Annotated in this window: 20 protein-coding genes; 9 read left to right on the top strand and 11 right to left on the bottom strand. The window is 61.1% G+C overall.

The window, feature by feature from the left end; all coding sequences use genetic code 11:
• Nucleotides 1-81: 81 nt before the first annotated feature.
• The 4 genes from J2T09_RS23485 to J2T09_RS23470 form a co-directional block, all read right to left on the bottom strand.
• On the bottom strand, nucleotides 82-1,992 hold the full coding sequence (locus J2T09_RS23485; protein ID WP_306839161.1) for a HAMP domain-containing methyl-accepting chemotaxis protein: 1,911 nt from the start codon (nucleotides 1,990-1,992) through the stop codon (nucleotides 82-84).
• 318 nt (nucleotides 1,993-2,310) lie between these two features.
• Complete coding sequence (locus J2T09_RS23480; RefSeq protein WP_306839160.1) at nucleotides 2,311-4,254, bottom strand: HAMP domain-containing methyl-accepting chemotaxis protein; 1,944 nt, start codon at nucleotides 4,252-4,254, stop codon at nucleotides 2,311-2,313.
• Nucleotides 4,255-4,553: 299 nt separating this feature from the next.
• A complete protein-coding gene (locus tag J2T09_RS23475; RefSeq protein WP_306839156.1) occupies nucleotides 4,554-6,467 on the bottom strand; it encodes a methyl-accepting chemotaxis protein in 1,914 nt (637 codons plus the stop codon).
• A gap of 239 nt (nucleotides 6,468-6,706) precedes the next feature.
• Nucleotides 6,707-8,557, bottom strand: a complete 1,851-nt coding sequence (locus tag J2T09_RS23470; RefSeq protein ID WP_306839154.1) for an ABC transporter ATP-binding protein — start codon at nucleotides 8,555-8,557, stop codon at nucleotides 6,707-6,709.
• Nucleotides 8,558-8,934: 377 nt separating this feature from the next.
• Between J2T09_RS23470 and J2T09_RS23465 the strand changes: the two genes are divergently transcribed.
• Entirely contained in the window at nucleotides 8,935-9,393 is a 459-nt protein-coding gene (locus tag J2T09_RS23465) for a tRNA (cytidine(34)-2'-O)-methyltransferase (protein ID WP_306839151.1), read from the top strand.
• A 3-nt stretch (nucleotides 9,394-9,396) separates the two neighbouring features.
• On the opposite strand, the gene J2T09_RS23460 is transcribed toward J2T09_RS23465, so the two are convergent.
• A complete protein-coding gene (locus J2T09_RS23460; RefSeq protein WP_306839149.1) occupies nucleotides 9,397-9,654 on the bottom strand; it encodes a hypothetical protein in 258 nt (85 codons plus the stop codon).
• Between the two features lie 149 nt (nucleotides 9,655-9,803).
• Here J2T09_RS23460 and hemF point away from each other — a divergent pair, with 149 nt between their 5' ends.
• Together hemF and J2T09_RS23450 are read left to right on the top strand one after the other, a co-directional pair.
• Nucleotides 9,804-10,718 carry an oxygen-dependent coproporphyrinogen oxidase gene (gene hemF, locus J2T09_RS23455; RefSeq protein ID WP_306839265.1) on the top strand — a complete coding sequence of 305 codons (915 nt, stop codon included), beginning with the start codon at nucleotides 9,804-9,806 and terminating at the stop codon, nucleotides 10,716-10,718.
• 118 nt (nucleotides 10,719-10,836) lie between these two features.
• Nucleotides 10,837-11,094, top strand: a complete 258-nt coding sequence (locus tag J2T09_RS23450) for a hypothetical protein (RefSeq protein ID WP_306839147.1) — start codon at nucleotides 10,837-10,839, stop codon at nucleotides 11,092-11,094.
• 13 nt (nucleotides 11,095-11,107) lie between these two features.
• On the opposite strand, the gene J2T09_RS23445 is transcribed toward J2T09_RS23450, so the two are convergent.
• A complete protein-coding gene (locus tag J2T09_RS23445; RefSeq protein WP_306839145.1) occupies nucleotides 11,108-11,380 on the bottom strand; it encodes a Txe/YoeB family addiction module toxin in 273 nt (90 codons plus the stop codon).
• Nucleotides 11,377-11,631, bottom strand: a complete 255-nt coding sequence (locus J2T09_RS23440; RefSeq protein ID WP_306839143.1) for a type II toxin-antitoxin system Phd/YefM family antitoxin — start codon at nucleotides 11,629-11,631, stop codon at nucleotides 11,377-11,379. Before J2T09_RS23440 ends, J2T09_RS23445 begins: the two co-directional genes overlap by 4 nt.
• Nucleotides 11,632-11,826: 195 nt before the next feature.
• On the opposite strand from J2T09_RS23440, the gene J2T09_RS23435 reads away from it, so the two are divergent.
• Complete coding sequence (locus tag J2T09_RS23435) at nucleotides 11,827-12,018, top strand: DUF1059 domain-containing protein (RefSeq protein ID WP_306839140.1); 192 nt, start codon at nucleotides 11,827-11,829, stop codon at nucleotides 12,016-12,018.
• Here the strand turns inward: J2T09_RS23435 and J2T09_RS23430 are convergent.
• From J2T09_RS23430 to J2T09_RS23420, 3 genes are read right to left on the bottom strand one after another with little or no spacing between them, the layout of a single operon-like run.
• Nucleotides 12,015-13,292: a CCA tRNA nucleotidyltransferase gene (locus J2T09_RS23430; RefSeq protein WP_306839138.1), complete on the bottom strand. Its 1,278-nt coding sequence runs from the start codon at nucleotides 13,290-13,292 to the stop codon at nucleotides 12,015-12,017. The genes J2T09_RS23435 and J2T09_RS23430 overlap by 4 nt on opposite strands.
• On the bottom strand, nucleotides 13,289-13,924 hold the full coding sequence (locus J2T09_RS23425) for a CoA pyrophosphatase (RefSeq protein WP_306839137.1): 636 nt from the start codon (nucleotides 13,922-13,924) through the stop codon (nucleotides 13,289-13,291). Before J2T09_RS23425 ends, J2T09_RS23430 begins: the two co-directional genes overlap by 4 nt.
• Nucleotides 13,921-14,544: a DUF1285 domain-containing protein gene (locus tag J2T09_RS23420; RefSeq protein ID WP_306839135.1), complete on the bottom strand. Its 624-nt coding sequence runs from the start codon at nucleotides 14,542-14,544 to the stop codon at nucleotides 13,921-13,923. The genes J2T09_RS23425 and J2T09_RS23420 overlap by 4 nt, the downstream gene beginning before the upstream one ends.
• A 183-nt stretch (nucleotides 14,545-14,727) precedes the next feature.
• Here J2T09_RS23420 and J2T09_RS23415 point away from each other — a divergent pair, with 183 nt between their 5' ends.
• The 5 genes from J2T09_RS23415 to J2T09_RS23395 all read left to right on the top strand — a co-directional run bounded on the left by J2T09_RS23415 (nucleotide 14,728) and on the right by J2T09_RS23395 (nucleotide 22,164).
• The gene (locus J2T09_RS23415; protein ID WP_306839133.1) at nucleotides 14,728-15,741 is read left to right on the top strand and encodes an AAA family ATPase; all 1,014 of its coding nucleotides are present in this window, start codon (nucleotides 14,728-14,730) and stop codon (nucleotides 15,739-15,741) included.
• 26 nt (nucleotides 15,742-15,767) lie between these two features.
• Nucleotides 15,768-16,700: a DUF58 domain-containing protein gene (locus J2T09_RS23410; protein WP_306839131.1), complete on the top strand. Its 933-nt coding sequence runs from the start codon at nucleotides 15,768-15,770 to the stop codon at nucleotides 16,698-16,700.
• Nucleotides 16,697-19,573, top strand: coding sequence for a DUF4159 domain-containing protein (locus J2T09_RS23405; protein ID WP_306839128.1), 2,877 nt, complete (start codon nucleotides 16,697-16,699; stop codon nucleotides 19,571-19,573). Before J2T09_RS23410 ends, J2T09_RS23405 begins: the two co-directional genes overlap by 4 nt.
• 12 nt (nucleotides 19,574-19,585) lie before the next feature.
• Entirely contained in the window at nucleotides 19,586-21,652 is a 2,067-nt protein-coding gene (locus J2T09_RS23400) for a hypothetical protein (RefSeq protein ID WP_306839126.1), read from the top strand.
• 92 nt (nucleotides 21,653-21,744) lie between these two features.
• Complete coding sequence (locus J2T09_RS23395; RefSeq protein WP_306839124.1) at nucleotides 21,745-22,164, top strand: GNAT family N-acetyltransferase; 420 nt, start codon at nucleotides 21,745-21,747, stop codon at nucleotides 22,162-22,164.
• 20 nt (nucleotides 22,165-22,184) lie between these two features.
• Here the strand turns inward: J2T09_RS23395 and J2T09_RS23390 are convergent, their stop codons facing one another.
• Nucleotides 22,185-23,495, bottom strand: coding sequence for an MFS transporter (locus J2T09_RS23390; protein WP_306839122.1), 1,311 nt, complete (start codon nucleotides 23,493-23,495; stop codon nucleotides 22,185-22,187).
• Nucleotides 23,496-23,545: the final 50 nt, after the last annotated feature.

Here is a 23,545-nt window from a genome sequence, read left to right as displayed (position 1 = left end):
TTCGGTAAGGTCTAAAACTCTTTTCCTCAATCGAAAAACGCCGGCGCGAGGCCGGCATTTCCCTATTTCATGTTGCCGTTCTTAAAAGTCCGACCATTCCTGCTTGACCGCCGCATTGCCGCTGAAGGCCGAGGCGATGCGGGCACCCATTGCGCGCGCCGGCGATGCGACCGGGCGCGATGCCGGCGTGGCGTGACGAACATCCGCACGTCCCTCGTCCAGCTTGAACTGCGAGAGCAGTTCCGTCAGGGCCGCCGCCTGCTTGGCAAGGCTGTGGCTGGCAGCCGTTGTCTGTTCCACCATGGCGGCATTCTTCTGCGTGCCTTGGTCCATCTGGTTGACGGCGGTGTTGATCTCGGCAAGGCCGGTCGACTGTTCGCGCGCCGACATCACGATCGTGCCGACATTCTGGTTGATCTTCTGCACATCGGAAACGATCGCTTCCAGTGCTGCACCGGTCTGACCGACCAGATCCACACCATCACGCACCTTGTCGCCGGATGCACCGATCAGTGTCTTGATCTCACGGGCAGCGGTGGCGGAGCGCTGCGCCAGTTCGCGCACTTCCTGTGCAACGACGGCAAACCCCTTGCCGGCCTCACCCGCACGCGCCGCTTCCACACCGGCATTCAGGGCAAGCAGGTTGGTCTGGAAGGCGATATCGTCGATGACACCGATGATGTTGGAAATCTCGTTCGAGGAATGCTCGATCGCTTCCATGGCGGAAACCGCCTGACGAACGACATCACCGGACCGCTCGGCACCCACGCGTGTGTGCTCGACCAGCTTGCCGGCTTCACCAGCACGCACGGCCGAATCCTTGACGGCCGTAGTCACCTCTTCCAGAGCCGCCGCGGTTTCCTCGACGGAAGAGGCCTGCTGTTCAGTGCGCTTGGACAGATCGTCGGCGGCAGCACGGATCTCGTTGGCGCCGGCATCGATCATGCGGGCATTGTCGCCGACTGCGCGAAGTGCGCCCTGCAGCTTGCCGACGGATTCGTTGAAGTTGACACGCAACTGATCGAGCTGGCCGGCAAACGGCTGGGCCAGACGGAAGGTCATATCGCCATCGGACAGGCTCTTCAGGCCGCTCGCCAGGCCATCGACAGCAAAGGCCACGTCAGCGGCCTCGCGTGCCTTCTGCTCCTCGCGGGCAATGCGTTCGCGCTCGCTCATCGAACGGTTGGCTTCTGTCTCCTGCTCCAGACGCTCGCGCTCCAGGGCGTTGTCGCGGAATACGGCAACGGCTGCGGCCATGTCACCGATCTCGTCGGTATTGTCGGCATAAGGAATTGCGACCTTGTTGTTGCCGGCAGCCAGTGTGTTCATCGACGCGGTGATGGCGCTGATCGGCCGGGTGACACGGAAAATGCTGGCGATAGCGGCGCCGATGGAAACCAGAACGGCAAACACGATGCCGACCAGTGTCGCGGAGAAGGCAAATTGCGCGGCATCCTTGGCAGCGGTACGGTCTTCCTGACCACGCTGGTTGTTGTCGGCAATCAGCTGCTGCAGACCTTTTCCAACAGCGCCACCCTTGTCCGACATCCGCGCAACAACGCCACGCGCTTCCGCCATTCTGAATGCGGCGACATGGGCGGAAAACTCTTCACCCAGCCGGTCGAAATCGGCAGCCAGCGTCTCCAGTTCGGCAAACTTCGCCTTTGCGGCCGGGATCTTCATCGAGGCCGAATAGGTGTTGAATTCGGCAGCCCGCTTTGCCGTCGCCGCCTCGATCTCCCGGAAGAGATTGGCGCGCTCGGATGCACTGTCGGTCGCCAGCACCATCAGATAGAGGCGCCTGACATCGCCCATCGAACTGTACATGTCGGCGACCATCAGCGACCGCTCCATGCGGCGGCTGATATTGTCGGCCTGAGTTTCCAGCTCCGAGACAGACCGCATGCCCTGCACGCCCTGAAGGACGATGAGCAGGACGGTCAGGGCAAACAGTGACGGCAGAAGAATTTTGATTTTTACAGATTTCAACATGTGGCGACCCCCGTGAAGAAAAATCCCGAACGATTGGAGCCGGGCTTCTCTCAGGGCTGCCTAAACAAAAAATTACCGACAAATCTGCGGACTGGATGATTAACGCTAGAATTCGATGAAATCACCGCCCTTCCAACCATCAATATTGCAGGAAACATCGAAAAACTGGCCAACAACGATCAAATCTACATAAATAAAAGTTTAATGCGACAAAATGCCCCCGCTTGGATGTGGAGGCATTTTGCATGTCTATATTTCGACTGATGATTGCAGAACCGGCGCATTACATGAAGAGAACTTCACTCGGCCGAGACCCGATCAGAATTCCGACCAGTCTTCGCCGCGCGGTGCCGCCCCGCCAAAACTCGCAGCAACCTTGTGACCGAGCGCACGGGCCGGCGATGCTGCCGGGCGCGATGCCGGGGAAGCCGCCACCGGAGCCGCCGCCCGAACCGGGGCTTGCGGTGCCGCATCACCGAGACGGAATTGACCGAGCAGATCGATCAGGCCAGCCGCCTCGCGAGCGAGGCTGTGGGTTGCAGCCGTGGTTTCCTCGACCATTGCCGCGTTCTTCTGAGTGCCCTGGTCCATCGTGTTGACGGCGGTGTTGATCTCCTTCAACCCGGTCGCCTGTTCCTGCGCGGTTGTCACGATCTCTGCCACCAGACGATTGATGTGCTGAACCTCGGAGACGATTTCCTTGAGCGCCGTTCCGGTTTCGCCAACCAGTGCGACACCGTTGCGAACTTGCTCGCCGGAGCGGTTGATCAGAGACTTGATCTCCTTGGCGGCATTGGCGGAGCGCTGGGCCAGTTCGCGGACTTCCTGAGCAACGACCGCAAAACCCTTGCCGGCCTCCCCTGCCCGCGCCGCCTCGACACCCGCATTGAGCGCCAGAAGGTTGGTCTGGAAGGCAATGTCATCGATGACGCCGATGATGTTGCCGATCTCGGTCGAAGACTGCTCGATCGCTTCCATGGCCGCAACGGCATCCCGGACGATGGCACCCGAATGTTCGGCGCCATTCTTGGTCTTTTCGACCAGCTGGCCAGCTTCACGGGCACGACGGCTGCTGTCACTGACGGCGGTGGTGACCTGCTCGAGAGCGGCGGCGGTTTCTTCCACGGAAGCGGCCTGCTGCTCGGTGCGGCGCGACAGGTCATCGGCGGCACTGCGGATTTCGTTTGTGCCCGCATTGATCGCATGGGCGTTTTCGCCCACCGACACCATCGTCGCCTGCAATTTGCTCATGGAGGCGTTGAAGTTGGTCCGCAATGCTTCGAGTTCGCCATGGAACGGTGTGGCAATGCGATAACCGAGATTGCCGTCGGCGAGATTGGACAGACCCGAACCGAGTCCGTCGACCGCCACTTTCACATGGCCAGCCTCCACCATCTTCTGCTGTTCACGAACACCGCGTTCATGTTCCATCAGATCGCGATTGTCGTCCGCCTCACGCTCCAGACGGATACGCTCCAGCGCATTGACGCGGAAGATCTCGACAGCCGCCGCCATCGAACCGATTTCATCGCGGCGTTCGATAAAGGGGATCGGGCGTTCGTTGTCACCGCCGGCAAGCAGCCCCATGGACCGGGTTATGGCATCGATCGGCTTGGCAACACGGAAGAAGGAAATGCAGGCGGCACCGATGGCGATGATGGCGGCCAGCGCAAGCGCCAGATAGGTGCTTGCCAACGCCTGGTCATAGGCGGCATCCGCTGCGATCAGCGCTTCGTCGCTGATCGCCTGATTGTTGGCGGCAGTCGTATCCAGCGCATCGGTCATCGTTTTGGCCGCATCACGCATCGGGCCGCGATAGACAGACTGCGCTTCCTCGTGACGACCGGCCTCGACCAGTCCGACAAGCGTTTTGGCGGCGGCGTCGTATGCACCCACACCGCTCTGCAAGGTCGAGAACAGTTCGCGTGTTTTCGGCAACGTGATCATGTCGGAATATTGCTTGATCAGAGCATCACGCTCGTTCATGCGCGTCGCGATCGTCTGCTCGTTGACCTTGATCTCCTCGGCATCATCGGCCAGCAGAAGATCGGCATAGGAACGACGAATGACGCTGATCGAGTGATCCATCTTGGCGATCAGCGTGTTGCGCGGCATGCGCTCCCGGCCGATCTCGTGCACCTGCTGTTTCAGCGTTGAAAGTGAAAAAAGTGCCATGCCGCCCTGGGCAAAGGCGATGACGATAACCAGCCCGAACAGAGCCGGAAGAAGAACCCGAATGCGCATCTGTGACAGGTATCGCATGATCATCCCCTGGAAACGCCAAGGGCGCCGGGACGTTGGGGGGGAAACGTCGCGACGCCCTATGGCATGCGATTGCAAAAATCAACGAAGCAAAACCATGCGTTGATATGAGGATGTTCAAATATAAGGCTTAACGAATGGATAATAGAGGTGACGATAAATTGCAGATGATTTCAATAAAATCAAAAGTAGTAAAATATTGACAATCGATCACATGTCCGCAGGCATCAAAAAAGCAGCATCGGAAACGCAAAACGGCGGCCGAAGCCGCCGTTTCCATTCAACACGTTAGCGACGGATCAGAACTCCGCCCATTCCTGTCTGGCAGCAGCCGCGCCGCCACCGAAGGCAGCCGCGATACGGTTGTTGATTGCACGCGCCGGCGAAGAGACGGGACGTGTATCGGCAGACGCCACGCGAACCTCCGCCCTGCCATCATCCAACTTGAACTGCGCCAGAAGCGCGTTCAACGCGGCCGCCTGCGATGCAAGACGATGGCTTGCCGCCGTCGTCTGCTCGACCATGGCGGCATTCTGCTGCGTGCCCTGATCCATGTGGTTGACGGAGGTATTGATCTCGGTGAGGCCGTTCGACTGTTCGCGGGTCGAGGTCACGATGGAGGCGACATTGCCGTTAATCCGCTGCACGTTGGCAACGATCGTTTCCAAGGCCTCACCGGTCTGATCGACGAGCTTCACGCCGTCACGCACCTTGCCTCCAGACGCGGAAATCAACGCCTTGATCTCACGCGCTGCGTTGGCGGAGCGTTGCGCCAGCTCGCGCACTTCCTGTGCCACAACGGCAAAACCCTTGCCGGCATCGCCCGCACGCGCGGCTTCCACGCCGGCATTCAGCGCCAGAAGGTTGGTCTGGAAGGCAATCTCATCGATCACGCCGATAATGTTGCCGATCTCGTTCGACGATTTTTCGATCGCTTCCATGGCATTGACCGCCTGCTTGACGATCTCGCCGGACCGCTCGGCATCGGCGCGGGTATGATCGACAAGATTACCCGCCTCGCCGGCACGGATCGCCGAATCCTTGACCGCTGTCGTCACCTGTTCCAGCGCCGCCGCCGTTTCCTCGACAGAAGAGGCCTGTTGTTCGGTGCGCTTGGAAAGATTGTCGGCAGCCGCGCGGATCTCGTTGGCACCGGCATCGATCATGCGGGCATTTTCACCGACAGCCTGCAAGGCATGCTGAAGGCCGGAGACGGATTCGTTGAAATTCACACGCAACTGATCGAGCTGGCCGGCAAACGGCTGGGCCAGACGATAGGTCATGTCGCCATCGGCAAGGCTCTTGAGCCCATGCGCGAGACCATCGACGGCAAAGGCGACATCGGCGGCTTCCCGCGCCTTCTGCTCTTCGCGGGCCATGCGCTCGCTCTCGCTCATCGACCGGTTGGCCTCGGCCTCGCGCTCCAGCTGTTCGCGTTCGATCGCATTGTCGCGGAACACGGCGACGGCTGCGGCCATCTCGCCCACTTCGTCATGACGTCCGGCATGCGGGATCTGCGCCTGCGTATCGCCGGACGCAAGCACGTTCATCGCCCGGGTGATGTTGTCGATCGGCCGGGCAATACGGAAGACGCTGAGAGCTGCGGCCGCGACGGCAACCAGCACGGCCAGAACGATGCCGACCATCGTGGACATGGAAGAAAACTGCGCGGCGGCATTTGCGGCCTGACGGTCCGCGTTGCCGAGCGCATTGTTCTCTTCGATCATCTGGGTCAGGATCGTGCCTGCCTCGCCGCCCTTCGGCACCATCTGTGCGATCAGGGTTTTTGCTTCATAAACGCGCGACGTGCTGATCAGCTCGATAAACTTCGAGCCCATCACGTCATATTCGCCGACGACCTTCTGCAGGTCATCGAACTTCGCCTTGGCGGCGGGGTCTGTGATCTGTGCGCCGAATGCGGTAAAGGCCGCCGCACGCTCCTGTGTCTTTTCCTGAAGCTGACCAAGCCACTTCTTCTGTTCGCCGGCATTGCTGCCGGAAAGCGCCATCAGGACCAGACGGCGCACATCGGCCAGCAAACGATCCATGTTGGCCATGGCGACGGACTGTTCCATGCGGCGGCCGAGATTATCGGCCTGCATATCCATCTGATTGACAGAACGCATGGCAAGAGCGCCCTGCAAAATGGCGACGAAAACAACCGAACCGAAGAGAATGGGCAAAAGAAGCTTGATCTTGATGGATCTGAACATGTGAAAACCGCAGCGTGAGACACAAAAAGGAATACACGTTCAGTTCTTTCACCATTCCATAAACAAAGACTTACTTTTTGACTTAGCTTTGGTTGCGAAAAACCATTTAAGCAACCCCGAAATTATGGCGCGATACAAGGCCCGCCGGCAATGGTTTCAATCGTGCCAAACGGACGCAAAAAGGCCCGCAACACCGGAATGTTGCGGGCCTTTCTTGAAGCATGATGCAAGGCGAAATCTCACTCCGCCGCGGCATCCTCCGTGTGATCGCCCAGGAAACCACCCGACTGGCGCTGCCACAGATCGGCATAGATGCCGCCGCTCACGGACAGTTGCTGATGCGTGCCGGTCTCGATGATCTTGCCCTTGTCGAGCACGACCAGACGGTCCATCTCGGTCAGCGTCGACAGGCGGTGGGCGATTGCGATCACCGTCTTGCCTTCCATCAGCGAGAACAGGTTCTCCTGAATGGCTGCCTCGACTTCCGAATCCAGTGCCGAAGTGGCCTCGTCCAGCACCAGGATCGGCGCATCCTTCAAAAAGACGCGGGCGATCGCGATACGCTGGCGCTGGCCACCAGAGAGTTTTACGCCGCGCTCACCGACATGGGCATCGAGACCGACCCGGCCCTGCATGTCGGCCAGCGTTTCGATGAAGTCCCAGGCCGATGCGCGTTTCGCCGCGACAATAATCTCCTCATCCGAAGCACCGGGATGACCGTAAGCGATATTATCGCGGATCGAACGGTGCAGCAGCGAAGTATCCTGCGTCACCACACCGATCTTGGCCCGCAGGCTTTCCTGCGAGATCGTCGAAATATCCTGCCCGTCGATGGTGATGCGCCCGCCTTCCAGATCGTAGAAACGCAGGAGCAGGTTCATCAGCGTCGTTTTGCCCGCACCCGAGCGACCGACCAGACCGACCTTCTCGCCGGCTGCGACATTGAGCGTCAGGTTTTCGACGACACCCTTGTTCTTGCCATAGTGGAAACGAATGTTGTCGTAGGAAATCGCCCCTTCCGGCACTTTCAGCTTTGGCGCAGCCGGCTTGTCGGTCACGTCATGCGGCTTGGTCATCATCTCCATGCCGTCATAGACCGTGCCGATATTCTCGAACAGCGCCGAGACTTCCCACATGATCCATTGCGACATGCCGTTGATACGCATGGCAAGACCGATGGCGATTGCGATCGCTCCGATGGAAATAGCGCTGTCCAGCCAGAACCAGATCGACAGGGCTGCCACGGCAAACAGTGCCGCGCAGTTGTAGAAATAGACCAGCACCTGGAACATCGTCACCTTGCGCATCTGGTCATGCACCGTTCCGAGGAACATCTGCATGGCATCACGCGCGTAACTTTCTTCGCGACCGGTATGCGAGAACAGTTTGACGGTGGCGATATTGGTGTAGCTGTCGACCACGCGGCCAGTCATCATCGAGCGCGCATCCGCCTGCGCCGCCGAAATTTTTCGCAGGCGCGGCACGTAATAGGCAACCGTCAGGCCGTAAACGATGATCCACACGACCAGCGGGATCGCAAGCCGCATATCGGCGGCAGCGACAACGACGATCATCGAGACGAAATAGACGGCAACGTAAACGAAGACGTCGAGGATCTTCATCACCACTTCGCGGATGGCAAGCGCCGTCTGCATCAGCTTGGTCGAAACGCGACCGGCGAACTCGTTGGCAAAAAAGGTCATCGAGTGACGCAGCAGATACCGATGCATCTGCCAGCGGGCGACCATCGGAAAATTGCCCATCATGATCTGGTGCATGATCAACGAGTTGAGCGTGGCGACGAGCGGCAGCGCCACAAGCACGACCAGCGCCATCATGACGAGTTTCATGCCTTCCTGCGCCAGAAAAGTCTCGCGATCGGCCGTCGACAGCCAGTCGACGATATCGCCGAGGAAGCGGTACAGCGCCACTTCGCCGAGCGCGATCAGCGTCGTCAGGATCGACATCAGCACAAGCCACGGCCAGACCGGCTTGGTGTAATGCCAGCAGAAGGCAAAAAGCCCTTTTGGCGGCAGGGTCGGGGCGACATCCGGATACGGATTGATGCGCCGTTCGAACCAGGAAAACATGAAAAAAGCTCCGTCGGTCAGACGGCTGTTCCGCTTCACACATCATCGATGCATGCGACGGCGAACAGCCGGAAAACGAGATATCGCGGCCTTATAACGGCCACGCAACGATCAGAATGGGAAAGTTCAGGAGAACCGCGAAACGCCTAGGCGGAAAGTATCCGGGCCTGAAGGCGTGTGCGCACGGTCATATCCATGTGGGCCTCCCTGGCTGGCGTTTCGGTTGGATGGTCTTTTACCCTCACATCAGCAAATTGGAAAGAGCAAAGCCGCCGCCATTGTTCAAAAAACGCCTACATGCCTGCACGTACAATGAAAAACCGGTCGGTAAACACACCACTTGAGCCGAAATGCCATTTTCGCTTAAGGAGATGGCCATGACAGACCTGCGCATCGCTCTCTACCAGCCCGACATTCCCGGCAATACCGGCACCATCCTGCGGCTTGCCGCCTGCCTCGGTTTCGGTGTCGATATCATCGAGCCGGCCGGCTTCGACATTTCGGACCGCAACCTGAAACGCGCCGGCATGGATTATCTCGGCGCGGTCTCGCTGGTGCGTCACGTCAACTGGCAGGCGTTCGACGAATGGCGCCGGACGGAAAACCGCCGCCTCGTGCTCGGCTCCACCAAGGCCGCCCTGCCCTATGTCGATTTCGCCTATCAGCCGGGCGACATTCTTCTGTTCGGTCGCGAAAGTGCCGGTGTGCCGGACAATGTGCATGACACGGCCGATGCCCGCGTGCTCATCCCCATGCGCGAAGGTCAGCGCTCCATCAATGTCGCCATGTCGGCGGCAATGATCGTCGGCGAGGCCCTGCGACAGACAGGATTTTGAGGCTCAGTCGGCGGTCGGCAAACGCCGCATGGTGAACTCGATCTGGTCGCCCTCGAGTTGACGCCAGCTTTCCACTTCGGTCCAGTAAGCGGCCTTGGGAAAGGCATCGAACCATTCCTTGGCCTTTTCGCGCGCTTCCGGCCTAGAGAGGCAAAAGGTCTCGCGCACGAAATGACCGTTCGCCGCCGTCGCCTTTCCCAGGCGATGGCGATCCATCCTGCGCTTCAGGCCGTCGAGCGGCGGGACTTTCGTTCTCGTCATTCGCTCTACCTCTCGGAATGCAAGGTAATGCGAGAATGCAGGCTTTGCGAGTCGATTCTGAAAGGGTTATAGGCTGGGCAATACCGTTTCCGCGCAGCGCCTCCGGGCAGCAGCATCCAAGGGAACTGAACATGACCGAAAGGAACGACATGGAACGGCCGCAACTCGAAAAGGGCCTGCCCGAGGGCATCGAGGACAAGAAGGCGACCGCAAGAGCGTGGTTCGAAAGCCTGCGCGACACGATCTGTTCCACCTTCGAGGCGCTGGAAGACGAAGTCTCCGGCCCCCTCGCCGACCGCACACCCGGCCGCTTCGTTGGAAAAGACTGGCAACGTGATGGCGGCGCCGGTGGTGGCGGTCGCATGTCGATGATGGAAGGCCGCGTTTTTGAGAAGGTCGGCGTCCACACCTCGACGGTCCACGGCGAGTTTTCGGAGGATTTTCGCAAGCAGATGCCGGGCGCCGACGAGGACCCGCGTTTCTGGGCGTCGGGCATTTCGCTGATCGCCCACCCGGTCAATCCCAACGTGCCGGCCGTGCACATGAACACCCGCATGGTGGTCACATCCAGCCAGTGGTTCGGCGGCGGCGCTGACCTGACGCCGGTGCTCGACCGTCGCCGCACCCAGGAAGATGCCGACAGCCAACAGTTTCATAAAGCCTTCGAAAACACCTGCAACAGCCATGCCGGCATTGCCGATTATGATCGCTATAAAAAATGGTGCGACGAATATTTCTTCCTGCCCCACCGCAACGAGGCACGCGGCATCGGCGGCATCTTTTTCGACTGGCTGACACCGCCGCAAAGCAAAGGCGGCTGGGACGCCAATTTCGCCTTCGTGCAGGATGTCGGCCGCAGCTTCGAAACCGTCTACCCGCAGATCGTGCGCAACAATTTCAACACCGAATTCACCCAGGAAGATCGCGACGAGCAGCTTGTCCGCCGTGGCCGCTACGTCGAGTTCAACCTGCTTTACGATCGCGGCACATTGTTCGGCCTGAAGACCGGCGGCAATGTCGAAGCCATCCTTTCCTCGCTGCCGCCGATGGTGCGCTGGCCCTGACCGTAAATACCTCGATCATAATTTAGCGATCAGTTAACAAAAGCGATATCCAAATCACATCTTCCGGTGCTAGCGTCCTGATGGCTGTCAAGGCCGGTAGCACAGGGAGGATGTCGCCATGGTCGCATCGCAGAGCATACCGCAGCAGCATAAAAAGACTGAACGCAGCATTGCCACCGAGGAATTGGTCAACCGCATGGCGGCCGATCTGCGGGCACGCAGCGATCCGGATTTCCCGCATTCCTTTTATGTCGCGCAGGTGCGGCGGCAATTGGCCGGCAAACCGTCACAGATGCCGGCGACCAATGACCTGCCAAAAGGACCGATCGCACCGACACACAGTTCCGTTTTCCACGCCTGGGCGCTGGCGGAATAGCGACAACCAGACGCTATTTCCGGTAGTGGAAACGACATTGCAGGATTTCCAACCGCTGGTCGTCACCGCTGCCGGCCAGGCGATAGACGAATCTGTGTTCGCCTGAAATCCGCCGGGACCAGAAACCGGCAAGATCGCCCTTGAGAGGCTCGGGTTTTCCCGGGCCGACAAACGGTGTGCGCTTGGCACTCCTGATCAGCTCGTTGATCTTTTCCACCATTTTGGGATCATTGCGCTGCCAGAACTCGTAATCGTTCCAGGCGTGCAGCGTCCAGACCAGCTTCATTCGGCGGTCGGGTCTTTGTCTATGAACTGTCCCTCGCGCGACTGTTCGAGGCCTTCCCGCAGACGATCAGCATTGGCGGGCGTGGAAAGAAGATGCAGCGTTTCCTGCAGGCTTTCATATTCGCCTTCCGCCAGAACGACGACGGCTTCCTTGCCCTGCCGTGTCACCAGCAGTGGCGCGCGCGATTCCAGAACCGCATCGAAATGCGTTGCAAAATTCTGTCGGAATTCGGTGAAGCGAACGCTTGCCATCATCATCTCCAGCAAAACATGTACCGATTTACGTACAGATTCCATCCAAAATCGTCAAGTTGCCATTAGATGATAAAAATCAATCGTAGATTGAATCGGCGAGCCGATGGAAACCAACGACCATGCTCCTAGTTATCCTTGGAGGACAGGCCGAACACAAAAACACGGCCCTGCCCCGTCCAAGGAGGAAACATCATGAGACTGTTCGAATGCGGAACGCTGGTTCCCGGATGCGAGTGGCATACGCGGGCTGACGAGGATGCCGAAGTGGTGCGCCGTGCCGTCGAGCACATGCGCTCCGCCCATGGCGAAACCCTCATCCGCGAAAACATGGTCGATAATATCAAGGCCCGTGTGCGCGACGAACCGGGCAGCAAGGCAGCCTAATCCGCCTTGCCCACCATCTCTGCCAGCCGGGCGGTCAGCGCTGCCCGGTCGAGGGAAAAATTGCGCTCGACCCAGAGCGTCTCCATTTCCGCCAGCAGGGTGCCAACCTTCGGCCCCGGCTCCATTCCCGCAGCGATCACATCGCCGCCGCTCAACGGAAACACCGGCTTCTCAAAGTTTTCCGCCCGCGTCACCAGCACCGATAGACGCGCCGCCTTGCGCATGGTGATGGGATCACCCTCGGCATTCGCCCGCGCCGAAGCCAGCGCCAGCTTCAATTGCATGACCAGACCATCACGGCCGGCACGATAGAGAATGCGGTCGAAACCGACATCGGTCACTTCATCCGGCAGAACAGGCGCCGTCGCCCAATTTTCCAGACGCACGGCTTCGGCATTGGCCATGCGCAATCGTTTTGCCATATCGGCGAGGCGCGGAGCATCGACCGGCACGATAGCCGCCAGCCGCAATAGCGGATCCGGATTCCAGCCCAGCGCCGCTTCCGCTGCCACCACGCCATGAATGGCATCGATGCCCCATTTTTCCGTCTCGGGCAGAATTTCCGTCAGCACGCCGGTCTGGCGCATCCACAACAGCGCCCTTGAAGGATCGGTGGCGGTCAGCAGTTTTTTCGTTTCCGCCCAGATGCGCTCGGCGGACAGCGTCGACAGCTTGTCCTTGGCGCGGGCAACGGCACGCAGACCGTCGGCATCCGGACGGCCGGAACCGTAATAGGCGAAAAAGCGGAAAAAGCGCAGGCTGCGCAGATGATCCTCAGCGATCCGCGTCGCGGCATCGCCGATAAAACGGATGGTGCGCGTCTCGATATCCGGCAAACCCTCGACCATATCGACGACATGACCGTTGCGATCCGCATACAGCGCATTGATAGTGAAATCGCGCCGTTCCGCATCGGCCTGCCAGTCGGTGCCGAAAGCAACTTCCGCATGACGGCCATCGGTCGAAACATCCCGCCGCAGCGTCGTCACCTCAAAAGGCTGGCCATCGACCACCAGCGTCACCGTGCCATGGGCGATGCCTGTCGGCACCGACTTGATGCCGGCCGCTTCCGCCCGCGCCTGTGTCTCGGCCGGCAGCAGCGTCGTTGCCAGATCCACATCCTGGATAGGCAGGCCCATCAGCGCATTGCGCACGGCACCACCGACGATACGGGTTTCGCCACCATCAACGTTCAGGAGATCAAGCACACGCTTCAGCGCCGGATTGTTGAACCAGTCCTCGTCGGCGATGTTTTTCTGTGTCGGACCGGTCATGCATAAAGCCTTTCGTAGAGCGTGCGCAGAATCCCGGCCGTAATGCCCCAGATATTGCGTTCGCCATAGGGCATCAGGAAAAAATGTCGCTCGACGCCATCGAGAACACGGCTGCCGCGCTGGTGATTGGCCTCGTCCATCAGGAATGGCAGCGGCACTTCAAAGACATCATCCACCTCGGCCGGATTGAGTTTCAGCTCGAAACCGCGCTTCACCACCGAAAGTACCGGCGTGATGCGGAATCCCGTCGGCGTAAAATAGGTCGGCAGACGTCCGACCGGCTCCACGAACATGCGCGACAGGCCGATCTCCTCCTCCGCCTCGCGCAAAGCCGCATCTTCCGGCGACTTGTCTTCCGGGTCGATGGAGCCGCCCGGAAAGGCGATCTGGCCGGAATGTTTTCGCAAGGTCGTGGTGCGCTGGGTGAGGATGATACTGGCCTTTTCGCCATCATCGATAACGGGGATCAGCACGGCGGCATCGCGCAGTTTCAGTTCCTGCGCCCGCGCCACGAAAAGCGGATTGAGCGCATGATCACCATGCGCCTTCCAAGCCTCTTCAAGCGGAAGCCCTATCTGGTCCTGCGCCCGGGCGCGAAAATCGGCTGCGGAAAAAAGCGGGTATTGCGTCATTGGACAAGCGCATCCAGTTCGGCCTGCGGCATGACCGGGAACACCGTGCCGCCGGAGCGGATCACGAACATCGCCACACTGTCGACATCCTGCGTTTCGCCAAGCGCGACCAGATCATACATCACGGCCCGCGACACCAGCGCCTCCAGCCGGCCACGCACCAGAAGATAGGGTTTCAGTTCGCGGTTCTCACCTGATATCTCGAATCGCAGCGGATTATCGGCACCAGCCTCCACCACATCGCCGACATTGGTCCGGAAGGTTAGGATGGCAGCACCTTCCCGTTCCCCCACCTGCATCTCAACCGCCACGAAAGGCGCGTCGATGACGCGGATACCGACCTTTTCCACAGGCGTGACGAGATAGGTTTTTCCGTCCTCGTCCCTGCGCAGAACCGTGGAAAACAGCCGCACCAGCGGCGCGCGGCCGATCGGTGTGCCCATGTAGAACCATGTGCCGTCGGCGCGGATTTCCATGTCGAGATCGCCGCAGAATGGCGGATTCCAGCGTTCCACCGGCGGCAGGCCGCGTGCGCCTTCGCCCGTCTGCTCGGAAGCACGTGCGATCATCGCCGCAAGACCTGCGGCATCCGCCGCCTGATTTATCCGTTCCGTCGCCATGATTGTGTCCCGGTTCCACCGTTAAGGACAGAAGAGTCACGAGATAGTCATTCATGACGTCCTTGTCAGCCGTCAAACTGGGAATAAGTTCATTGCGATAGTGCGCAGGTGCAGCATTCCCGATATGATTACTGAACCGAGCTTCGGCGGAAGCCGCACAAAAACCGATAGATGGAGACCCAAATGGGTGTGATGACGTCCACAGAAACTCCACTCGATGAAAAAGCCATCATCGCCTCAGCCGAAAAGGCGCTGTCCGATATCGCCGCCATTCGCGCCGAAGTCGGCAAGGTGATCTTTGGTCAGGAGCAGGTGGTCGAAAACACCCTTCTCGCCGTTCTGTCCGGCGGTCATGCGCTGCTGGTCGGCGTGCCGGGCCTCGCCAAGACAAAGCTCGTCACCACGCTCGGCACCGTTTTGGGCCTCGATGGCAACCGTATCCAGTTCACGCCCGACCTGATGCCATCAGACATTCTCGGCACCGAAGTGATGGATCAGGACGACAACGGCCGCCGTTCCTTCCGCTTCGTCAAGGGACCGGTTTTCGCCCAGCTTTTGATGGCCGACGAAATCAACCGCGCCTCGCCGCGCACCCAGTCGGCACTTCTGCAGTCGATGCAGGAATATCACGTTACCGTCGCCGGCCAGCGTTATGACCTGCCCGGCCCGTTCCACGTTCTCGCCACCCAGAACCCGCTGGAGCAGGAAGGCACCTATCCGCTGCCGGAAGCCCAGCTCGACCGCTTTCTGCTGCAGGTGGATGTGCTTTACCCGGAACTCGACGCCGAACGACAGATCCTGCTCGGCACGACCGGCATATCCGAAGCCACCGCATCCGGCGTCATCGATGCCGCCCGCCTGCTCGAAATCCAGTCGCTCATCCGCCAGATGCCGGTCAGCGACAAGGTTGTCGATGCCATCCTCTCGCTCGTCCGCTCCGCCCGCCCCGGCCACGGCAATACCATGACCGACCGTCACGTCGCCTGGGGTCCCGGTCCGCGCGCCGGTCAGGCGCTCATGCTTTGCGCCCGCGCCCGCGCGCTTTACGAAGGCCGCCTTGCCCCGTCGCTGGATGATATCGCAGCCCTTGCCGAACCCGTCCTGCAGCACCGCATGGCGCTCACCTTCTCGGCCCGCGCCGAAGGCATGACCGTGCGTGATGTGATTTCCGGCCTGGCAAAACAGGTTCGCGGCTGACGCCGTCTCGACCGAAAGGAATACGCGTGGCATCCATCGGTGAGATCGTCGACCAGACGCCGAGCGCAGAAATCCTCAGCCGTGCCCGCCAGCGGGCCATACTCGTGCCTGACTGCATGGTCGAGGCCCGCCGCATCGCCAACACGGTGATTTCCGGCTGGCACGGTCGCCGCAAGCGCGGCATCGGCGAAAATTTCTGGCAGTTCCGGCCTTATGCGGATGGCGAAAGCCTTGCCCGCATCGACTGGCGTCGTTCGGCCCGCGACGACCATACCTATATCCGCGACAAGGAATGGGAAGCCGCCCACACCGTGTGGCTCTGGGCCGACATGTCGCCGTCGATGATGTACAAATCCACCTATGCTTCCGTTTCCAAGGAAAGCCGCGCACTGGTGCTGATGCTGGCGCTCGCCGAAGTGCTGGCCCGCTCGGGTGAGCGCATCGGATGTCCGGGCATCATGGAGCCGGTCTCTGCCCGCAACGCCGCCGAACGGCTGGCGACGGCGCTGGTCCACGCCCCGCCGTCCACCGGCCTGCCGCAGACGGAGATGATCCGGGGTGCGAGCGATATCGTGCTGATCGGCGATTTTCTCGACGATGCCGACCGCATCATGCAGCGTGTCGCGCCGCTCGCCCGTCGTGGCCTGCGCGGTCATGTCATCGAAGTCGCCGATCCGGCCGAAGAGATCTTTCCCTATAGCGGCCGCACCGAATTCACCGATCCCGAAACCGGCGAAAAGCTGACATCGGGCCGCGCCGAATCCGTGCGCGAGATTTATCGCACCGCCTATCTGGCGCGCCGCGAAACCATGGGTCAGGCACTGCGCCGCATGGGCTGGAGTTTTATCGTCCACCGCACCGATCATCTGGCTTCGGAAGCCTTGGGTGCCGTCCACGGTTATCTCTCCGGCAATCCGCCGCGCATCGTGCCGAATACATCTGCCGGAGTGGGCGCATGAGTGGTTTTGCTTTCGCCAGCCCCGCCATCCTGTTCGCGCTGATCGCGCTGCCGGCCATTTGGTGGCTGCTGCGGCTCACACCGCCGCGTCCGCGCTCCGAAGTGTTTCCGCCACTGCGTATTCTTGCGACCGTGCTGAAACGCGAGGAAACCCCGGCGCAAAGCCCGTGGTGGCTGACGCTTTTACGCATCCTGCTCGCCGCCGCCGTCATCCTTGCGATTGCCGATCCGGTCATCAACCCGCGCAACAATCCGCTCGCATCCGGCGGTCCACTGGTGATGATCGTCGATAACAGCTGGGCAAGCGCCGAGGACTGGGAACGCCGCGTGCAGACCGCCGATCTGATGATCGGTGACGCAGCCGATGCAGAAATCCCGGTCTCGCTCACCTTCACCGCTGAAGCCACCCACGACGCCGTCCCGACCAGCGCCATTATTGCCCGCGAACGCCTCGCCGCTGCCCGCCCGAAACCGCTTGTGCCGGACCGCCTGCGCGCCGCCCGCGCCGTGGCCGAAGCGCTGAACGGCACGCAGCCCGGCACGCTCGCTTACCTTTCCGATGGCATAGCCACGCCCACCGATGGCGACATGCTGACGGCGTTGGCAAGCCTGTCACCGCGAGACATGCAGCTGATCGAAGGCGACGGCCAGAAGTCGCTGGCCCTCACCGGCGCCACCAACAATGCCGCCGCCATGTCGGTCGCGGCGACGCGCCTGAAAACCGAAACCGCCCAGAACTTTTCCGTCAACGCACTCGACCAGCAGGGCCGTTCGCTCGCCACCGGCACGCTCGATTTCGCGGCTGGTGCCAACACCGCCACGGCAACGATCAACGCCCCGTTCGAACTGCGCAACGATTTCGCCCGTCTCTCGGTCGAAGGCATCGCCACCGCCGGCGCCACGCATCTGCTCGACGACGGCTTCAAGCGTCGCCGAATCGCGCTCCTCTCCGGCGACAGCGGCAATGATTTTCAGCCGCTGCTTCTGCCACTCTATTACATCAGCCGCGCGCTCGAACCCTATGCCGACCTGATCCAGCCGCGCGGTGGCGATCTCGCCGCATCGCTGCGGGAAATCCTCACCAGCAATCCATCCGCCATTGTCATGGCCGATGTCGGACGCCTGCCGGAGGAAAGTTACGCACCGCTGCAGCAATGGCTGAACCGTGGCGGCACGCTGATCCGTTTTGCCGGCCCGCGCCTTGCCGCCGCCCCCGCCGATGATCCACTGGTGCCTGTACGCCTGCGCCAGGGGGAACGTGCGCTGGGTGGTGCGCTGTCATGGGCGGAGCCGCAGCCGCTCGCCGCCTTCCCGAATTTCGGCCCGTTTGCAGGCATGGCGTCGCCGACAGATGTAACCGTACGGCGACAGGTTCTGGCCGAACCGACGCCGGATCTCAACGAACGCACATGGGCAAGCCTTGCCGATGGCACGCCTCTTGTCACCACCCGCGATGTCGAGGCCGGCCGTATCGTGCTGTTCCATGTCAGCGCCGATGCGACATGGTCGAACCTGCCGATCTCCGGCAATTTTGTCGAAATGCTGCGCCGTCTCGTACAGTTGTCGCGCGCCGGTGGTGCCGCCGAACCGCAGGCAGGCGCTGCAGGTGCCCCGGCTCTGCCGCCCTACCGCCTGTTGACCGCTGACGGCATTCTCTCCACCGAAGTCGGCAGCGCCCGTCCACTGGCCGTCAAGGTCGGCGTCACGCCGGTCGCCAGCCTCGACAATCCCCCCGGCCTTTACGGCTCGGAGGAAGGTTTTACCGCTGTGAACCTGCTGCCCGCCAACACCACACTTGCGCCCTTCGATCCCTCTGCCGCGACTTTCCCGATCGTCCGGCAGGGTCTTGCCGGTGGTGAAGCATGGTCACTGCGCCCGGCCTTGTTTGCCGCGGCCTTCTTCATGCTGCTCCTCGATACGCTGATCGTGCTGTTCATGAACGGTGGTTTTGCCCGCCTGCCCCGCGCCAGCCGTTCCGCCGCCATGCTAGCCGTGATGGTCGGCGCGTTTGCCTTCGCTCCGACCGGTGATCTGCACGCCCAGACGCCACAGCAGCCCGCCCCCCCGGCAGCCAGCCAGCAGACGCCCGATCCGAACGCCCCGATCGAACACGCAAAACCCGGCGACGAGGCCATTCTCGAACGCCTCGACACCACCCATCTCGCTTATGTCATCACCGGCGAAGGCGATGTCGACCGCATTTCCGAACAGGGTCTGGATGGGCTCGGTCAGTTCATGACCTATCGCACCACGCTGGAACCCGGAGCGCCGGTTGGCGTCGATATCACCAAGGACGAACTGTCCTTCTACCCGATCATCTACTGGCCGGTATCCGCCACCGCCCCCATGCCGTCGGCCGCCGCCATTTCCCGCATAGACGCCTACATGCGCAGCGGCGGCACGGTGCTGTTCGACACCCGTGACCAGTTCAGCTCACTCGACAATAGCGGCGGCACCAGCCCCAATGGCGAACGCCTGCAGCAGATCCTCGCCAATATCGATATCCCGCCGCTGGAACCGACGCCGAACGACCACGTTCTCGCCCGCTCCTTCTACCTGCTCAACAATTTCCCCGGCCGCTACAATGGCAGCCCGCTTTGGGTGGAAGCTCGTCAGGATGCCCGCAATCAGGGCACCGGCCTCTCGTCTTCCGGCGACGGCGTGACCCCGATCCTGATCACCGGCAATGATTTTGCCGGTGCATGGGCCGTGGATACGCAGGGAAATTCCGTGTTGCCGACCGTGCCGCCGGACGACATGCAGCGCGAACACGCGTTCAGAAGCGGCGTGAACATCATGATGTACATGCTGACCGGCAATTACAAAGCCGACCAGGTGCATGTGCCCGCCCTACTCGAACGTCTCGGACAATAAAGGGAGCTACCGATGACCATCGAATTCGCCCCCTTCTTCGCATGGCCCATCCTCGCCGGCCTCGGCGTGTTTGCCGCCATTCTCGTCGTCTTGAGCCTGTGGCGCGGCCTGCGCGGCGCTCTTTTACGCGCTCTTGCGCTCGTGGCATTGCTGCTCGCCATCGCCAATCCGCTGCTGACGCAGGAAGACCGCGACCAGCTGTCGACCATCGTGCCGGTCATCGTCGATCGCTCGCAGAGCCAGGAGACCGCCAACCGCACCGAGCAGACCGAACAGGCTTTGGAAGGCCTGAAGGAACGCCTGTCGCGTTTCCCCCGCATCGAGCCGCGTATCGTCGAGGTCAACGACAACCCGGATTCCGACTCGCCTTCCACCCAGCTTTTTGGCGCACTCTCGGCAGCGCTCTCCGACGTACCGCCCGGTCGCGTCGGTGGTGCCATTTTCCTGTCCGACGGCCAGATTCACGACATGCCCGGCATCAATCAGGATCTCGGTTTCGACGCTCCGATCCACGGCCTGATCACCGGCCAGCCGGATGAATTCGACCGCCGCATCGAAGTGGTGAAGGCCCCGCGTTTCGGCATTGTCGGCGAACGTCAGGACATGACGCTGCGCGTCTTCGACGACGGCCGTCAACAGGGAGGCTCGGCCGAGGTAACGGTGCGCATCAACGGCGAACAGGTCACGACCCTGCAGGCTGCTCCGGGTGCCGAAACACCATTCAGCTTCACCGTGCCGCGCGGCGGCAACAATGTCATGGAATTTTCGGTCGCGGCGCTTCCCGGCGAAGTCACCACTGCCAACAACCGCGCCGTCCATGTCATTGATGGCATCCGCCAGAATCTCCGCGTGCTGCTCGTCTCCGGTGAACCGCATGCCGGCGAACGCGCATGGCGCAACCTGCTGAAATCCGATGCTTCCGTCGATCTCGTCCACTTCACCATTCTGCGTCCGCCGGAAAAGCAGGATGGTACACCGATCAACGAACTCTCATTGATCGCCTTCCCCACCCGCGAACTGTTCGTCGAAAAGATCAACGATTTCGATCTGATCATTTTCGACCGCTATCAGCACCGCGGCGTGCTGCCGATCCTCTATTACGATTACATCGCCCAATATGTCGAAAAGGGCGGTGCGCTGCTGATCGCCGCCGGTCCGGAACATGCCGGGCAGGATTCGATCGCCTCGACGCCGCTGGAACAGGTCCTGCCCGCGTCGCCGACGGGCGAAATGCACAATGCCGGCTTCTATCCACACCTCTCTGCCGCCGGCCAGAAACACCCGGTCACACGCGGCCTTGAAGGCGCGACTCAAAATCCGCCGGCCTGGGGCCGCTGGTTCCGCACCGTCGATGTTTCCCAGCCGCGCGGCCAGACGGTGATGGAAGGCGATGGTGATCGCCCCCTCCTCGTCCTCAACCGACAGGGCGAAGGCCGTGTCGCCATGCTGCTCTCCGATCAGGGCTGGCTGTGGGCGCGCGGTTTCGAAGGTGGCGGCCCGCATGTGGATCTCTATAGACGCATCGCCCACTGGCTGATGAAGGAACCGGAACTGGAAGAGGAAGCGCTCACGGCTCGTGCATCCGGCCGTACGCTGGAAGCCACCCGCCAGACGATCGGCGACGATCCGGGTCCGGCAACGATAAAATATCCGTCGGGCAAGACGGAAAGCCTGCCATTTACCCAGTCCGGCCCCGGCCTCTACAGGCTCGAAAAGCGCATGGATGAAACCGGCCTGTTCGAAGTCTCGAACGGCGAGTTTTCAACGCTCGTTCACGTCGGTGCCGTCGATGCGCCGGAGTTCAAGGCCATGGTCTCGACCGAAGAGACGCTGGCGCCCTATGCGCAACAGACCCGTGGTCTCGTCACCCGCGTTGCCAGTGAGGACGGTATCCGCCTGCCCGATATTCTGCCGGTGCGCGGTGCCGTGCGTGTCGCCGATGCCAACCGCATGACCATCCGCATGACCGATGAAACCGTGCTGCGCGGCATCAACACGCTGCCGTTGTTCGCCGGTTTTGCAGGCCTTGCCGCCCTGCTGCTGGCCGTCTCCGCCATGTGGTGGCGCGAAGGCCGCTGACCCGACGCAATGTCCGCCATAACGGCGGGCACTTTACGCCTGCCCCAACGCTCTGGTATCGCCGATGGCAAAGATGCGATGGGGAGAACAGCGTGGACCACGAACTGACAATTTCCGACACGTGGGCGCCTGAGGATGAAAAACTCATCCATGACAGCCTCGTCGCCTACAATGTCGCCCGTTTCGGCCAGCCGGAATTCACCAATATCGGCATTTTTCTGCGTGATGCAGATGGGAAGATCGAAGGCGGGCTGATCGGCAAAACCGGCCGCGGCTGGCTTTACACGCAGATGCTGTTCATCCCCGAACACCTGCGCGGTCAGGGTCTGGCCGGGAAACTGCTTTCCAAGGCAGAAGCCGAAGCCAAGGCGCGCGGCTGCACCGGCGCCTATATCGACAGCATGAACCCCGACGCCGTGGCCGCCTATCGGAAATACGGCTATGAAATCGCCGGCGGTGTCGGCCCGTTCAGTGCCGGCAACGGGCTGACATGGCTGTCGAAAACGCTCTGACGCCCAACTGACGGATCACATCAGGTCAGCGAAAGATCCTTGGTTTCGGCATCGATCATCAGCGCCGCAGCCGCGGCCACCACCAGCAGACCGGCAAATATGCCGATCGCCAGCACAAGCCCATCGGAAATCACCAGCGCCATCAGCGACGGCGCCAGAAGACCTCCGAGCCTTGCCATCGCGCCCGCCGCCCCCATGCCGGTGGCACGCGATGCGGTCGGATAAAGTTCCGGCGTGTAGGCGTAAAGCGCACCCCAGGTCCCGAGCAGCGCAAAGCTCATTAGCAGCAACGCGGCTCCGATCATGATGCCACTACCGACCACGAACAAAAGGCAGCCCAGCGCCGAAAGCAGGCAGAAGGCCACCAGCGTCGGCCGCCTTCCCCATGCCTCGACACCGTAAGCGGCCAGCGCATAACCCGGCAATTGGGCCAGCGCGACCAGGACCAGAAAGCCGTAACCGCGCACAAAACCAAATCCGTCCGCCGCCAGTTTCGGCGGCATCCAGGTGAAGACGCCGTAATAGGAAATCGACACGAGGAACCAGATCGCCAGCATCATGATGCTGCGCTGGCGCAGTTTTGGCGAAAACAGACCGATGTTCTTGACCGGTGGCGGACTGACAATGGTGAGTTCCGGCCCAAGCGGCGGCTTGCCATTGCCGGACAGGATCTGGTTGAGAACGGTTTTTGCCTCCTCCCCGCGCCCGCTGCGCAGAAGATAGAGCGGCGATTCCGGCACGAGAAAACGCAAGCCGATGCCGATGATCGCCGGCACCGCGTTGATGGCAAGAATGTAGCGCCAGCCGTCTTCCAGACCGGCAAGGCTTACGGCCCATGCCGTCAGCGCCACGATCAGCGTACCGATAGCCCAGAAACCTTCGAGCATGACCAACCAGCGCCCGCGGTTTTTCGCCGGCAAGAATTCCGCCATCATGGCGTAATCGACGGGAAGCGTACCACCAACGGCAAAACCGGTGAGGAAACGCAAAACGACGAGGCTGGTGAAATCGGGAGAAAACACGGCAAGCGTGCCGAACAGAGCGTCACAGCAGACGGTGAAGATCAGCACACGACGGCGGCCGTAACGATCCGCCAGCTTGCCGCAGACGGCAGCGCCGATCAGCATGCCGAGAAAGAACAGAGTGCCGGCCTGCAAGGCCTGCGGCACCGTCAGGCCAAAACTCTTGGCAATCGAGGCGGCGGTAAAACCGACCGCCAGAACCTGCATGGCATCGGCTGTCCACACGAGGCCAAAAATTCCGAGCAGGCGGCGCTGATAGGCCCCCGTCCCTGCCCGATCCAAAGCCGCATCGATGGAAATTCCCGTCATTCCAAAGCCCCTCCGGCGCGCATTATCCGTCGGCGACGTTTCGCCCGACG

Origin of the sequence: Neorhizobium huautlense (genome assembly GCF_030811685.1) — a bacterium.
In the GTDB taxonomy this organism is placed as follows: domain Bacteria; phylum Pseudomonadota; class Alphaproteobacteria; order Rhizobiales; family Rhizobiaceae; genus Neorhizobium; species Neorhizobium huautlense_A.
This window is presented reverse-complemented; position numbering and strand designations above follow the sequence as displayed.